This window comes from Streptomyces sp. NPDC048277, from assembly GCF_040652235.1.
In the GTDB taxonomy this organism is placed as follows: domain Bacteria; phylum Actinomycetota; class Actinomycetes; order Streptomycetales; family Streptomycetaceae; genus Streptomyces.
This window is the reverse complement of record NZ_JBEZLQ010000002.1, coordinates 521,035-534,306: the sequence shown is the minus strand read 5'-3', so window position 1 is coordinate 534,306 and position 13,272 is coordinate 521,035. Positions and strand designations below refer to the sequence as shown.

General features: G+C 68.0%; 12 protein-coding genes and 2 pseudogenes. 4 read left to right on the top strand and 10 right to left on the bottom strand.

The annotated features are described in order from the left end of the window. The 4 genes from AB0D85_RS07110 to AB0D85_RS07095 form a co-directional block, all read right to left on the bottom strand. Positions 1 to 1,305: an extracellular solute-binding protein gene (locus AB0D85_RS07110; RefSeq protein ID WP_362314789.1), complete on the bottom strand. Its 1,305-nt coding sequence runs from the start codon at positions 1,303 to 1,305 to the stop codon at positions 1 to 3. Positions 1,306 to 1,467: 162 nt separating this feature from the next. Beyond that, positions 1,468 to 2,511: a LacI family DNA-binding transcriptional regulator gene (locus AB0D85_RS07105; RefSeq protein WP_362314786.1), complete on the bottom strand. Its 1,044-nt coding sequence runs from the start codon at positions 2,509 to 2,511 to the stop codon at positions 1,468 to 1,470. Positions 2,512 to 2,649: 138 nt separating this feature from the next. Continuing rightward, positions 2,650 to 3,213, bottom strand: a complete 564-nt coding sequence (locus AB0D85_RS07100; RefSeq protein WP_362314784.1) for a dihydrofolate reductase family protein — start codon at positions 3,211 to 3,213, stop codon at positions 2,650 to 2,652. A 106-nt stretch (positions 3,214 to 3,319) separates the two neighbouring features. Further along, on the bottom strand, positions 3,320 to 3,775 hold the full coding sequence (locus AB0D85_RS07095) for an Lrp/AsnC family transcriptional regulator (RefSeq protein WP_362314781.1): 456 nt from the start codon (positions 3,773 to 3,775) through the stop codon (positions 3,320 to 3,322). A gap of 123 nt (positions 3,776 to 3,898) precedes the next feature. Between AB0D85_RS07095 and AB0D85_RS07090 the strand changes: the two genes are divergently transcribed. Beyond that, the gene (locus AB0D85_RS07090; RefSeq protein ID WP_362314778.1) at positions 3,899 to 4,447 is read left to right on the top strand and encodes an alpha/beta hydrolase; all 549 of its coding nucleotides are present in this window, start codon (positions 3,899 to 3,901) and stop codon (positions 4,445 to 4,447) included. Between the two features lie 29 nt (positions 4,448 to 4,476). Here the strand turns inward: AB0D85_RS07090 and AB0D85_RS07085 are convergent, their stop codons facing one another. Both AB0D85_RS07085 and AB0D85_RS07080 read right to left on the bottom strand, forming a co-directional pair. Continuing rightward, positions 4,477 to 5,493, bottom strand: a complete 1,017-nt coding sequence (locus AB0D85_RS07085; RefSeq protein ID WP_362314775.1) for a 1-aminocyclopropane-1-carboxylate deaminase — start codon at positions 5,491 to 5,493, stop codon at positions 4,477 to 4,479. A 22-nt stretch (positions 5,494 to 5,515) separates the two neighbouring features. Continuing rightward, positions 5,516 to 6,172 carry a GntR family transcriptional regulator gene (locus AB0D85_RS07080; RefSeq protein WP_362314772.1) on the bottom strand — a complete coding sequence of 219 codons (657 nt, stop codon included), beginning with the start codon at positions 6,170 to 6,172 and terminating at the stop codon, positions 5,516 to 5,518. A gap of 221 nt (positions 6,173 to 6,393) precedes the next feature. On the opposite strand from AB0D85_RS07080, the gene AB0D85_RS07075 reads away from it, so the two are divergent. From AB0D85_RS07075 to AB0D85_RS07065, 3 genes and pseudogenes are all read left to right on the top strand, one after another. Continuing rightward, a complete protein-coding gene (locus AB0D85_RS07075; protein WP_362314769.1) occupies positions 6,394 to 6,960 on the top strand; it encodes a transposase in 567 nt (188 codons plus the stop codon). Further along, positions 6,921 to 7,316, top strand: coding sequence for a hypothetical protein (locus tag AB0D85_RS07070; protein WP_362314765.1), 396 nt, complete (start codon positions 6,921 to 6,923; stop codon positions 7,314 to 7,316). Before AB0D85_RS07075 ends, AB0D85_RS07070 begins: the two co-directional genes overlap by 40 nt. A 56-nt stretch (positions 7,317 to 7,372) precedes the next feature. Beyond that, positions 7,373 to 7,891: pseudogene (locus AB0D85_RS07065) on the top strand (transposase); the annotation flags it as partial. Between the two features lie 111 nt (positions 7,892 to 8,002). Here AB0D85_RS07065 and AB0D85_RS07060 read toward each other — a convergent pair. From AB0D85_RS07060 to AB0D85_RS07045, 4 genes and pseudogenes are all read right to left on the bottom strand, one after another. After that, a complete protein-coding gene (locus AB0D85_RS07060; RefSeq protein ID WP_362315235.1) occupies positions 8,003 to 8,416 on the bottom strand; it encodes a ricin-type beta-trefoil lectin domain protein in 414 nt (137 codons plus the stop codon). A 375-nt stretch (positions 8,417 to 8,791) separates the two neighbouring features. Beyond that, positions 8,792 to 10,072, bottom strand: a pseudogene (locus AB0D85_RS07055) (IS4 family transposase). Between the two features lie 335 nt (positions 10,073 to 10,407). Further along, the gene (locus AB0D85_RS07050) at positions 10,408 to 11,631 is read right to left on the bottom strand and encodes an LAGLIDADG family homing endonuclease (protein WP_362314763.1); all 1,224 of its coding nucleotides are present in this window, start codon (positions 11,629 to 11,631) and stop codon (positions 10,408 to 10,410) included. 153 nt (positions 11,632 to 11,784) lie between these two features. Beyond that, positions 11,785 to 13,224 carry an alkaline phosphatase PhoX gene (locus AB0D85_RS07045; protein WP_362314761.1) on the bottom strand — a complete coding sequence of 480 codons (1,440 nt, stop codon included), beginning with the start codon at positions 13,222 to 13,224 and terminating at the stop codon, positions 11,785 to 11,787. Between the last annotated feature and the right edge of the window lie 48 nt (positions 13,225 to 13,272).

Below are 13,272 nucleotides of genomic sequence, written 5' to 3'. Positions count from 1 at the left end.
TCAGCTCACCCCCCGCTGGGCGAGCGCGGTCCTGGACGCGTCCATGGCGTCACGCCACGCCTTGTCGGGGTTCTTGCCGAGCGTCTCCACGTTCGTCAGCTCCTGGTAGACCGGGGTGTTGGCGGTGTTCTCGTAGGCGCTGAAGAAGATGACCGGGGCCTTCTCGGCGGCCGGCCCGAAGACGTCGACGGGGATCTGACCGCCGAAGAAGGGGTCGGGCCTGCGCATCGCCGGCTTGTCGTAGGCGGCCGGGGTGGTGGGGAACAGCGCCATCTCCTGATAGCTCCTGAGCTGGTTCTCCGGCCCGAGCATCCACTTCAGGAAGGCGAACGCCCCTTCCGGGTCACGGCAGTAGCGGGTGATGCCGACGTACGAACCGCCGTAGTTCGCCGGGCCGCCCGGCATCGTGGTCAGCCGCCACTTCCCCGAGGTCTTCGGCGCGGTGTCCTTGAGGCCGTTGATGTACCAGACGGCGGTGTTCATGGTGGCGATCCGGCCGCCGCCGAGCGCGGAGTTGAAGTCGGGTGTGGCGTCCAGGGTGCGGGCGCTCAGCCCCTGCCGGCAGGTCTCCACGGCCAGGTCCCAGGCGCGCTTGACGTGCTCCTGGTCGCCGATGAAGTGGTTGTCGGCGTCGACGAACTGCTTGGGGCTCTGGTACAGCGCCATCCGGAAGACGTAGGCGATCTGCGAGATCAGGTAGGGCCTGCCGGGCGCCTTCGCCTTGAGCGTCCTGCCGACGTCGAGGTACTTCTCCCAGGTCGAGGTGGCCTCCGCGACGTCGGCCGGTTCCGTGGGCAGACCGGCCTTCTCGAAGAGGTCGCGACGGTAGTAGAGCGCGGTGGGGCCGGCGTCGAGCGGGAAGCCGATCATCCGGCCGGACGGGCTGGTGCAGCTCTTCCACTTCCAGGCCAGGTACTCGTCCTGGACCGCCTCCGCGCCGAGGTCCTTCAGATCGAGGAACTCGTTCTCGTCCGGGAAGTAGTCCCCGATCGGGGAGTTCAGGCAGGCCAGGTCAGGCACATAGGCGCGGGCCGCCATGACCGTGCGCAGCCTGCCCCGGTAGTCGCCGGCGATCGGCGCGCCCTTCACCTTCAGCCCGGGGACTCCGGGAACCCCGCGTGCGGAGGTGGCGAGCAGTCTGTCGCTCAACGAGCCGTTCCAGTACCAGATCGTCAGGTGGTCGGTGCCCGCGGAGATCGAGCCGCTGCCCGTCCCGCATCCCGACAGACCCAGCAGGGCGGCACCCGCGCCGCCCAGGGAGGCCCCCAGCAGTCGTCTGCGGGAGATCGTTCGGTGTGGTGCCATGGGCGCGCACTCGCCTTTCCGGAGCAAGGGGAGGACAACGATGTCGGAGGCCCCGTGAACGTTCACGTGAACGTTGCCGACGAGTATTGGGGTGGCCGAAAAGGTCAGTCAAGAGACGTGCAAGCGCGATCTGTTGACGTGGTGTCAGAGGTGTACGACGCCTCAGGCCGAGGCGCGCACCACCAGCTCGGGGATCACCCAGGCGTCCGCGCCGGTCAGCGGCTCCTCGCCGGCCCTGAGCCGGGCGAGCTGTTCGACGGCCAGCCGGCCGAGGCGGCGCTTGTCGATGTGCAGGGTGGTGAGCGCGGGCTCCACGAGCTCGCCGAGCGAGAGCCCGTCGAAGCCCAGCACGGCCAGGTCGTCCGGCACACGCAGCCCGTGCCGCCGGGCGGTCCGGATCGCGCCGATGGCGATGAGGTCGTTGAAGCCGACCACGGCGGTCACCTCGGGCTGCTTGGCCAGCAGTCGAGCCATCCCGGCCTCGCCGCCCGCCACGCTGTGCTCGGGGCAGAGCACGATCCAGTCCTTGTCGACGGGGAGGCCGTGGCGCCGGACCTCGTCGAGGAAGGCCGTCCGGCGGGGGCCGGGCGCGGAGAGCCCGTCGCCGTCCAGCAGGCCGATCCGGCGGTGCCCCGCCGCGACCAGATGGGCGACGCCCTGCTCCAGACCGGCGGCGACATCGATGCCGACGGCGCCGAACCGGGTCTGCTGCGGCCCGCGTTCGAGCAGCACGAGGGGCACCCCGCCCAGCAGGCGGGCGAGTTCCGCGTCGTCGTTCTTGAAGTAGCCCACGACCGCGTCCGCCTGGTGCGAGAGCACGTCGAGCGCCTCGCGTTCGCGGTCGGCGTCGGTGCGGGAGTCCCACACCACGACTTGCCAGCCGCGCTGCTCCGCCGCCTCCAGCACACCCGCGGCGACCTCGGGGAAGAAGGGGTTCATCAGGTCCGGGATCACCAGCCCGGTGGTCACCGCGCCCTTGCGGACCATGCCGCGGGCGAAGCGGCTCGGCCGGTAGTCCAGCAGCCGGGCCGCCTCCAGGACGCGTTCCTTGGTGACCGGGTCGATCTCGCCCTTGTCGTTGACGGCGCGGGAGACGGTCTGGCGGGAGACGCCGGAGAGGCGGGCGACGTCATGGATCGTGGCGCGACGCGGAGAGCCGTCCGGCTGCCCGGCGCGCGACTTCCGTTGTTGATCGTCCGCCTGCACGGTGTGCACTGTATCGCTGGTCGGCCGTGTGCCGTCTGCGGGCGGGTGGGGGCCGGCCGTTCCGCAGAGGCTCGGCCCCAGGAGTCGTCGGTATGAGGGGCAGAAGCACTGTCCCGGATCGCGTCACGCGAGGGGCGCTCAGCGCCTCGTCTCGTACCTGGTCAGGATCACGCCGCAGGGAAGCGTCCGCGTCTCCACCAGGTTCAGGTTCACCCAGCTGTCCAGCGCGGTGAAGAACGGTGTGCCGCCGCCCACCAGGACCGGCGCGGTGGCCAGCACGTACTCGTCGATCAGCCCGGCCCGCATGGCCGCCCCGGCGAGCGTCGCGCCGCCGATGTCCATCGGGCCGCCGTCCTCGGCCTTGAGCCGGGTGATCTCGGCGACCGCGTCGCCGGTGACCAGGCGGGTGTTCCAGTCGACCTTGTCGACCGTCGAGGAGAACACCACCTTCGCCATGTCCCGCCAGCGGCGGCCGAACTCGATCTCCGCCGGGGTGGCGCCGGGCTGCTGGTCGACGGTCGGCCAGTAGGGGCTCATCGTGTGCCACAGCTTGCGCCCGTACAGCGACAGGTCGGTCGTCTGCAACTGGTCGGACCAGAACTGGAACAGTTCGTCGCTCGGCACGCTCCAGCCGATGTCGTCGCCGGGCGCGGCGATGTAGCCGTCGAGGCTGAGGTTCATGGCGTAGATCAGTTTCCGCATGGCGCCGGCCTTCCGTGAGTCGGTCTCACACGTACAGACCGGCGCGGCGCGGGAAACTCATCGGTCCGGCTCCGTCCCGGTCACCACGGTGAACTGTTGTTGCGGGTCATGACGTTGTTGACGTGGCGTCGGTCAGTGGTTTCTGAGGGTAGGCGCGGAGCACCAGGGACGTGGTGACCGGGCCGTAACGGGCCAGCGCGTCCACTACTTCTTCGAGCCGTTCTGCCTGCGGGCAGTAGACGTCGAAGATGAGGCAGTCCTCCCCGGTGACTCTGAGGGTGGAGGCGATCTCAGGAGTCCGGGAGGCGAAGTCCAGGGCGCGCGCGAGGTGGGCGTGCGTAGTGCGCAGCCGGACAACCGCGTGAATGTTCAGACCGAGGGCCACCGGGTCGACCGCGGCCTGGTAACCGGTGATGACCCCGTTCTTCTCCAGCCGCTGGATGCGCGCGCCGGCCGCGGGCTGCGAGAGTCCGACACGGCGTCCCACTTCCGCGCCGGTCAGCCTGCCGTCGGTCTGGAGCAGGGCGAGGATGTCCCGGTCTATCCGGTCGAGTGATTCCATTGTCGTCCGCACCACTTTCCTTGAGATCACTTGCGCCACTGCCGCAGTCCTGATGCATCCAACAGAATCGGAGCCAGACGCCCCCGCGGTCCCGGGGAGCGACGAGTGAAATGGTGGTGGGAAGTGGTCGCGTACGTCATCATCCCGGGCATCGACGGCTCGGACGAACAGCACTGGCAGACCTTGTGGGAGCGGCAGTGGGGCACCTCAGCGGTGAGGATCGCCCCTGCCTCGTGGTCCGCCCCCGACCTGCCGGACTGGATCGACGCTGTCCAGGAGGCATACGACGAAGCCTCCCGGCGGAACAGCCGGGTGGTGCTGATAGCCCACAGCCTGGGCTGCTGGGCGGCATCCGCCTGGCTGACCAGGAACCCTTCGAGTCCGACGGGCGGCGCGTTCCTGGTCGCGCCGCCCGACCCGTCCGGGCCGGCGTTCCCGCGCGAGGCGGCTGCGACGTTCACCGAGGTGTCGGCACAGCCCTTGTCGTGCCCGGCCCTGGTGGTGGGCAGCACCAACGACCCGTACTGCACCCCCGAGGCAGCCGCCGGCTTCGCGGCACGGTGGAAGGCGGGATGGCATCCGGCGGGCGCGTGCGGCCACATCAACTCCGCCGGCGGCCTGGGCTCGTGGCAGTACGGCCGTGAACTCCTGGACTCGCTGACCCCTGGTTGATCAACCATGGCGCACAATCCGGGATCCCTTCAGAACAGCGCGCTGTACGCGTTCAGCGCCGGCTGCCCGCCCAGGTGGGCGTAAAGGACCGTGGCACCGGCGTCGATCTCGCCGCGCTCGACCAGGTCGATCATGCCCGCCATCGACTTGCCCTCGTACACCGGGTCCGTGACCATGCCCTCCGTCCGGGCCGCGAGGCGCATCGCCGCCAGGGTGGTGTCGTCCGGGATGCCGTAGATGCCCGCGTGGTAGCGCTCGTCGAGTTCGACGTCGTCGACAGTCAACTCGCGCTTGAGGCCTATCAGTTGCCCGGTCCGGTCGGCGATCCGGGCGACCTGTTCGCGGGTCTCGGTGGGCTTGGCCGAGGCGTCGATGCCGATGACGCGGCGGGCGCGGCCGCCCGCCTCCGCCAGCGCGGCGAAGCCCGCGACCATGCCGGCCTGGGTCGACCCGGTCACCGAGCAGACGATCACCGTGTCGAAGAAGACGCCCAACTGCTGTTCCTGCTCGGCGACTTCGTATGCCCAGCCCGCGAAACCGAGGCCGCCGAGCGGGTGGTCGGAGGCGCCGGCCGGGATGGCGTACGGCTTGCCGCCCGACTCCTCGACCTCGCGCAGCGCCAGTTCCCAGCTCTCCTTGAACCCGATCCCGAACCCGGCCCGCACGAGCCGTACGTCGGCCCCGGCCAGCCTGCTGATCAGGATGTTGCCGACCTTGTCGTACACCGAGTCCGGCCACTCCACCCAACTCTCCTGCACCAGCACGCACTTGAGCCCGGCGCGGGCGGCGACGGCGGCGACCTGGCGGGTGTGGTTGGACTGCACCCCGCCGATGGAGACGAGGGTGTCGCAGCCCTTGGCCAGCGCGTCCGCGACGAGGTACTCCAGCTTGCGCGTCTTGTTCCCGCCGTACGCGATCCCGGAGTTGCAGTCCTCCCGCTTGGCCCAGAGCGCGGCGCCGCCGAGGTGGACGGTGAGCCGCTCCAGCGGATGCACGGGCGAGGGGCCGAAGAGGAGCGGGTAACGGTCGTAGGAGGAAAGGGACATGGGGCGCCTCCTGGCAGGGTGGTCAGTCGGTGGTGTCGTCGTCGACCAGGTCGGAGAGGGTGTTCCAGATGTCGGCCGTGACCCGGACCGCCGCCTCGGTGTCACCGGCCGCGCAGGCCTCGATGAGCCGTTCGTGCAGGCCCGCCGAGCGGCAGGAGCCGCCCTCGCCGAAGCGGCGGCGCTCCAGACGGCGGATGAGCGGGGTGTAGCGGGCGACGGTGGCGGCGGCCGCGCGGTTGCCGCTCCCCCGCACCAGTACGTCGTGCAGCTCGTCGTCGGCGCGCAGGGCCTCGTCCACGTCACCGGCGCGTACGGCGGCGGCGAACCGTTCGTTGGCCGCGCGCATCACGTCCAGGTCGGCGTCCCGCAGCCGGGGTACGGCGGCCCGGGTGACCAGTTCGTGCATGGCGCCGACCACGGCCGCCGCGTCCCGTACGTCGGCGGCCACGACCGGGGTGACCCGGGTGTAGCTCTGCGGCTTGCTCTCCAGGAGCCCCTCGTCGACGAGCCGGGCGAACGCCTCCCGCACCGGCGCCCGGGACAGCCCGAGCCGCTCCGCGAACTCGGCGTCACGGACCACCGCGCCGGGTTCGATCTCGCCGGCGACGATGGCGTCCCTGATCGCGGTGTAGGCGCGGTCCCGGAGCAGGGTGCGGGGCAGGGGTTGTAGGGCCTCCATGAACTGAAATGTTAGATGTCAGTTTGCTGCCGAGGCAAGGCTTGGTGGGCGAGGCGCATCCTTGGCACTCGGCTGGCCCGAGGCTCTGAGCCTCAGCCGTGGGGGGGCTTCGCTGAGCATGTGCGGGGTGCCCTCGGGTTCTGGGGTGTGGGTGCGATGTCGTTGCAGCCGAGGAATTTTCAGCGGATTCCGGTGAGGACGGTGCAGACAGCGCGAGCAGCGTGCCCAAAGGGCACTGCGGCGATGCTCATCCGGGACCGGCTCGATGTCCTGTTCGGGGACGAGGAGTTCGCCGGACTGTATCCCGACGCTGGCAGGCCGGGGCTGTCCCCGGGCAGCTGGCGCTGGTGTTGGGGCTGCAGTTCGCGGAGAACCTCTCCGACCGGGCGGCGGACGCTGTCCGCACCAGGATCGACTGGAAGTACTCACTCGGCCTTGAGCTGGAGGATCCGGGGTTCGATCACTCGGTGCTGTGCGAGTTCCGGGCGCGACTGGCTGAACAGGACGGCGCCGCTGACCGACTGCTGCATGTGATGCTGGAGCGTCTGACGGAGGCCGGTCTGCTCAAGGCCGGGGGCCGGCAGCGCACGGATGCCATCCATGTGCTGGCCGCGGTGCGCCGCCTCAGCTACCTGGAGCTGGTCGGGGAGGCACTTCGGGCGGCGCTGGAGGAGCTGGCCGAGGCCGCTCCCACCTGGCTGGCACCGCTGATCGAGCCCGAGTGGGCCAAAAACGGTACGGGCGCCGGGTGGAGATCGGGAAGCTGCCGGGCGGGAAGGCGGCCGTGACCGCCCGGGCCGAGGAGTTCGGCCGGGACGGGCAGAAGACCCTCACCGCCGCCTGGACCGCCTGTGCCCCACCCCGCCTGCGGGTTCTTCCGCAAGTGGAGATCCTGCGCCAGGTCTGGGTCCACCACTACTTCTGGGACGTGGACGGATCGCTGCGCCGGCGGGACGGCCACGCCCTGCCACCTGCCTCGCTGCGGTTCGACTCGCCTTATGACACCGATGCGCACTGCTGCGTCAAACGGGACACCGCCTGGAGCGGATATCGGACACATTTCACGGAAACCTGCGACGAAGAGCGCCCCGAGGTAGTGGTCCATGTCGCCACCACCATCTCCACCGCCAGGACATCGAGCTGACCGACACCATCCACGATGGGCTGGCCGGGCGGCAGTTGCTGCCCGCGGAGCACGTCGTGGATTCCGGCTACGTTTCACCGGCACGCATCGACCGGGCCCAGCGCGTGCACGGCATCACCCTGCTCGGCCCGGTCGTCACCGACCACAGTGCCCAGCCCAAGGCCGGTTCGGGCTTCGGTGAAGCAGCCTTCGCCATCGACGGGGACAACCAGCACGCGGCCTGTCCGCGCGGAGCCACGAGCGCGTCCTGGACCAAGCTGAACATCAAGGACCACACCTATCTGCAGGCCCGGTTCGCCGAGGCGGACTGCCGAGTCTGCCCAGACCATGCCCAGTGCACCACTTCAGCCACCCGGCTCCGGTGCATCGCCGTGCTGCCCCAGCCCCTGCACGAGATCCAGACGCGCAACCGACTCGACCAGCAAAGCGAGGAGTGGCGCCGCCGCTATGCCATCCGGGCCGGCGGCGAGGCCACCCTCTCACAGAACGTCCGCGTTCACGGCCTGCGCCGTTCCCGTTACCGGGGCCTGGCCCATACTCACGTCCAGCACGTCCTCACAGCCCTGGCCTGCAACGTCACCCGGGTCTCCGATTGGATATCCAGCACCCCCAGAACCCGCCGCATGACCCCGCCGACATCACCAACAGAGTCCCCGGTATTGAGGTTAGGCCAACGGCTCATCGCGTCACCCGCCGTAGAAGGACCACTTCGACGTGCTGCTAGAATCGGTCGTCACGTAGGTGGTCCCGTCGTTCGCAAGATGGGCGTTCAACCATCTGCCGGTCTGCCGATCCTGCACGTAAACATAGCCATTGCCCGCGTCAGTGTAATCCCAATTCTGGTAATTACCACCGTTGCATTCCAGATAGTACACGTCGCCGGATGAGTTGCTGTCGAGGCACTGATGCGTGTAGGCCTTTACGATATTGGCCCCCACTCGGTCCCACAGCTGATTTTCGTAGTCTTGGCCACATGGAATAAAAGACACGGAGAGATTGCTATTGCCGGTTATGCACCGACCGTACCAGTAGTCCTTTACATAGGTGTTATCGCCGGTCGCGCTTGCAGTGGGTGCGAACAGCCCTGCACTGACGGCCATGGCCGCGCCTGTCGTGATGGCGACCTGGAGCACCTTCTTGAATTTCCGATTCATAAATGATCCCCTATTCGAGGTTCAGCAAATTCGGATTTCCGGATGAACGATCTCGACGATATCGCAAGCCCCACGTGCGTTTCAAGATCGTCTGAGGCTGGCTTCCGGGCCGGTGCGGCAACGCCCCGTCCGATGAGACGATGCAGGCGCCGGGCCTGCAACCATTCGGGCTTGCCCCAATACCGGTAACTTGGAGCTTTGGTGTTCGCTTGACCCGTTTGGGTTTGGTGGCGCCAATGAGGGTGATGGCCGTGGTGGGTGGGCGATCTGCGGCTCGGTGGACGGCACGTTCGAGGGGCCAGCCGGCGACTTTGCGTTTGATCACGCGAGGGTTGGCCCGGTGGCGTCGTCGTGGCAGGAGGCGTTCCAGGAGTTCAGCGTGGGTGGCTTTGACGGCGCGGAGGAGTCGGCTGGGGGAAACGCCGCCTGGTAGGTGACCTGGCGGCGCACAACCCGCAGTGAGCGGGCGAAGGAGATCCGGTCGGGATCCCGGTCGGCTTGCCGTGCGGCCTGGTGCATCAGGTGCCGCATGGCATGGTGGACGAGCAGGAAGCCGTAAAGTTCCTGTTCGGCCCCTTCAGGGTGCTGCGAACGCAGTACCAGGTGCGGCCCGCCGAGGTGGGTCTTGATTTCGTCCAGGGTGGACTCGAACTCCCATCGCTGAGCATAAAGGGCGGCCAGTTCCGCGGCCGGGGCCATGCGCGGGTCGAGGATCGTGGTCAGGAGCCGGTAGACGCCCTCACGGCCGGCGATGGTGTACTCCACCGCACGTACGGACACCCCGCGACGGGTGTGGTGGATGTCGCTGAGGTCGAAGATCTCGGTGAGGTAGGAGCCGTCCGGCAGTTGCTCGACCACCGGCAGCACGAGGTCTTTGCGTACTCGCCACAGAAGGTCCGCCCCCGTGGCCGCGGCTGCGCGCCACAGGTCCACGCTGCAGAAGCCGCGGTCGGCCAGCAGCAGCATCCCCGGCCGCAAGGACACCAGGACCGCCCGGGCCAGAGCCTGCTCTCCGGTGCGCAGAGCTCCGATCGCAGCACCGAAGACGGCGTGGGTACCGCACTCCACCAGGCCCACCATGCGCAACTGCGGGTAGCCGACGTCCTGTTCACCGCGCCCGGAGCGAGGTGGGCGGCCGAACGCCTCCACGTTCGACTTCGTGTCGGGCAGGTCGAACGTGGTGCCGTCGATCGCGGCCAGCCGTCAGTCGCGGTAGAAGGCGCCCTGAGTGTCCGGCGCGGCAACAGGACGGCACACCCGCACGAACAGCTCCCGCAGCGGCGCCACCCCCAGCCGGGACCTGGCTTCCAGATCGCCGCCGCACTCGGCACCACCCACGACGTACGCCAACGCCGAGCATCCTGCAGACCCGCGGTCAGCATTCGCGCGACCTCCTCATAGCTCTGCCCGGAGAACAGACACATCGCCAACACGAAGTAGACCACCAGTCGGGCCGGCAACAGCCGGTTCCGCCGCTGCACCCGCCCCTCTCCGCCAGCACCTCATCCACGAACGACTGGGGAAACGCCTGGTCAGCACCCCGACCGCGACCCGGTCCGACAACCGCTCACCAGATGACTTCAGTTGACCCGCTCTTGCCACACCAACAACGACCGAATTGCCCCTAAGTTACCGGTATTGAGGCTAGCGACGGAATATCTGCTACGGTGTGGCAACGCCTATCTTTTTATGTAGCTTGATCTTCACCTCTATGCCTGGTGCGTGAGCTGGCGAGCTCGTCCTGATCTCAGACATGAGGCCCTCCTCCAACACATCTGGACGGGACCCATGCTCGAAGTTCACGTCAACGCTTCCGGAAACGTGGCATACCTCATCGTCATGCTGATCACGGCAGCGTTCTGCTGCCGGAAGGCGCTCTCCAAGGCAATCCTTGGGTGGATCCGCAGCAGGAAGTAACCAGCGGGCCGCACATCACCTCACTGTGAGGTTCCACTTACTGTCCTTTCCAGCGGCACCGCTGGAAAGGACAGTAAGTCGGCACCGACAACAAGACCATTCACCACGAACAGGCCGGAGGGGCTTGTCATTACGCCGTACACACGTTGAGGCTCGGCCGGAGAAATACTTTTCACGCGATCCAGCGCCACAGACTGGTCGTACCCATGCATTTCGCTGCGCGCTGGAGGAACGTGCCCGACAGCGGTCACCAGTTGCTTCAGCCTGGATGCCTTGTAGCCAATGCGAAGATCCAGGATGCCACCGAGGCGGGCAAGTGCGGTGGCTCGTGAAACCTCCACGATATGGATTGGTCGCCGACTCACGACGGCATGACCATTGATCGAGTGGCTCGGCTTATGCGTTCTCTGATCGACGCGGACCCTGTTGCCAACGCCGAAGCGCAGGAGGCCATCAGACACCTGCATCGCCAGCACGGGTGACACGGTGGCGAACTCGACAGAACCGTGCAGAGTACCCCGAGGATTCACTCGCTGACGAACACAACCGTCGGTATCAATGAGCCCTGAAAGACAGCCGGCCCAGAAGTCACGACTCAGCGGGACATCGGGAAGCCGCTTTTCGTCGCACCGTTGCCCCCACACCTTGAAGCGACGGAGGCAGTCTGTGAGCGGATTGCGATGCCCCGCTCGGAACGGAAACCGCAGACGTACGATTGAACCCTGCGGAATCTCACGTACACCACATCCATGTTCCACCGCGAACTCACGCATGAACTGCACGGCGCCACCGAACGGATCCCCATGGAACTCGGGAGTGCAGGACGTCATGCCCCCGTCGCCGAGCATGGCACCGACGAAATATCCTTCACGCTCCTGCCCGCCCGCTCCAAAGTAACCAGCAGCCAATGAGAACGGTACTCGATCACCTGGAACGAGAGCATCGGATCGTTTCCATTCCCATGCTTGCCGCCCCGTTCGCCTTTGGGTCACCCACCGGTGATCAATTGCAGCTTCGATCACGCGACCGGAAACGAAGGCGATACGGCACACTTCTCGCATGCCGCCGTCGAACCAGCCGCCGGGAGCAACTGGAACAAGCTCGCCGACCGAATGATCTCGCGGACCCTGATTCGCCCCGTACCGGACCGGCCTGGTATCCCACTCTTTACTGAAGGAAAGCACGGAGAGGCGTCGCGCGACGACTTCTTCGATCGGGCGGGGCAAGCCATCCGGAAGCCACACTTGGGAGCCCTCTGCGATTCCTCCATGTGATTCCGCACCCATAACCGTCCCCCGCCTCGATCGACAACCAGCGCGAGATGTAAACGTTATTTCGAGGCGGGGGTGGATTCAGCAAATCGGATCAAGGTCACTCGTTCGAGCGACTCCGCCTCATCAGGGTCGCTGCCGCTTCCACGGCCCCGTGATCGCGAGCATGATGCCGGGCTCCTGGATGTTGGCGTACAGGGTCCTGCCGTCGGGCGAGAAGGTGACGCCGGTGAACTCGCTGTACTCCGGCTCCTCCTCGGTGCCGATGTTCAGTTCGTTGCGGGCGATGGGGTAGGTGCGGCCGGTGTCGGTGGCGCCGAACAGGTGCTGGAGGCCCTCGCCGTCCTCGGCGATGACCAGGCCGCCGTACGGGGAGACGGTGATGTTGTCGGGGCCGTCGAAGTTGCCTTCCGCGGACGGGTCCGGGTTGACGCCGATGAGGACCTTCAGGGTGAGGGTGCGGCGCTTGGGGTCGTAGAACCAGACCGCGCCGTCGTGCTGGACGGGGCTCTCGTCACGGGCGTAGGAGGAGACGATGTAGGCGCCGCCGTCGCCCCACCACATGCCCTCCAGCTTGCGGGCGCGGGTGACCTGGCCGGCGGTGAACTGCTTGCGGACGGAGGTCGTGCGCGCGTCGCGGTCGGGGACGTCCACCCAGTCGACGCCGTAGACGGTGCCGGTCTTCGTGGCGCGGGAGAGGTCGTCGACGAACTGGCCGCCGGAGTCGAAGCACTTGAAGGCCTGGAGGGTGCCCGCGTCGTCGGCGAGGGTGCGCAGCCTGCCGCGGCCGTGGTGGAAGCCCTCCGGCGGGGTCCAGCGGTAGAGCAGGCCGTTGGGGCCGGAGGCGTCCTCGGTGAGGTAGAGGTGGCCGCGCTTGGGGTCGACGACGACGGCCTCGTGGGCGTACCGGCCCAGCGCCTTGACCGGCTTGGGGTCGCGGTTGGCCCGGCGGTCCTCGGGGTCGACCTCGAACACGTAGCCGTGGTCCTTGGTCATGCCGTTGGCGCCGGCCTTGTCCTCGGTCTCCTCGCAGGTGAGCCAGGTGTCCCAAGGGGTGTTGCCGCCCGCGCAGTTGGTGGAGGTGCCGGCGATGCCGACCCACTCGGCGACATGGCCGCCGGGGCGGACCTCGACGACCGTGCAGCCACCGGAGGCGGCGGGGTCGTAGACGAGGCCCTCCGTGAGCGGAACGGGGTGGGCCCAGGCGGACCGCGGGCCCTTCAGCTCGTGGTTGTTGACGAGGAGGGTGGCGCCGCGGGGGCCGTCGAAGGTGGAGGTGCCGTCGTGGTTGGAGGGGGTGAACTCGCCCGACTCCAGCCGGGTCTTCCCGCTGTACGTGATGATCTCGTACGTGAAGTGGGCGGGGAGCGCGAGGATGCCGTCGGGGTCGGCGACCAGCGGGCCGTAGCCGACCCCGCCGTGTGCGTCGGCCGACGCGGCGTCGGCGGACTCGGTGGCGGCGAGGGCGTTCGGGGCGGTGGCGAGGGCGCCGACGCTGCCCGCCAGCGCGACACCGGCCCCGGTGAGCGCGGTTTTGCCGGCAAAGTCCCTGCGGGTGAGCGACATGGTGTCTCCTGTGACGGTGGGCGTGCCGTGGAGGGTGGCGGACCTCGA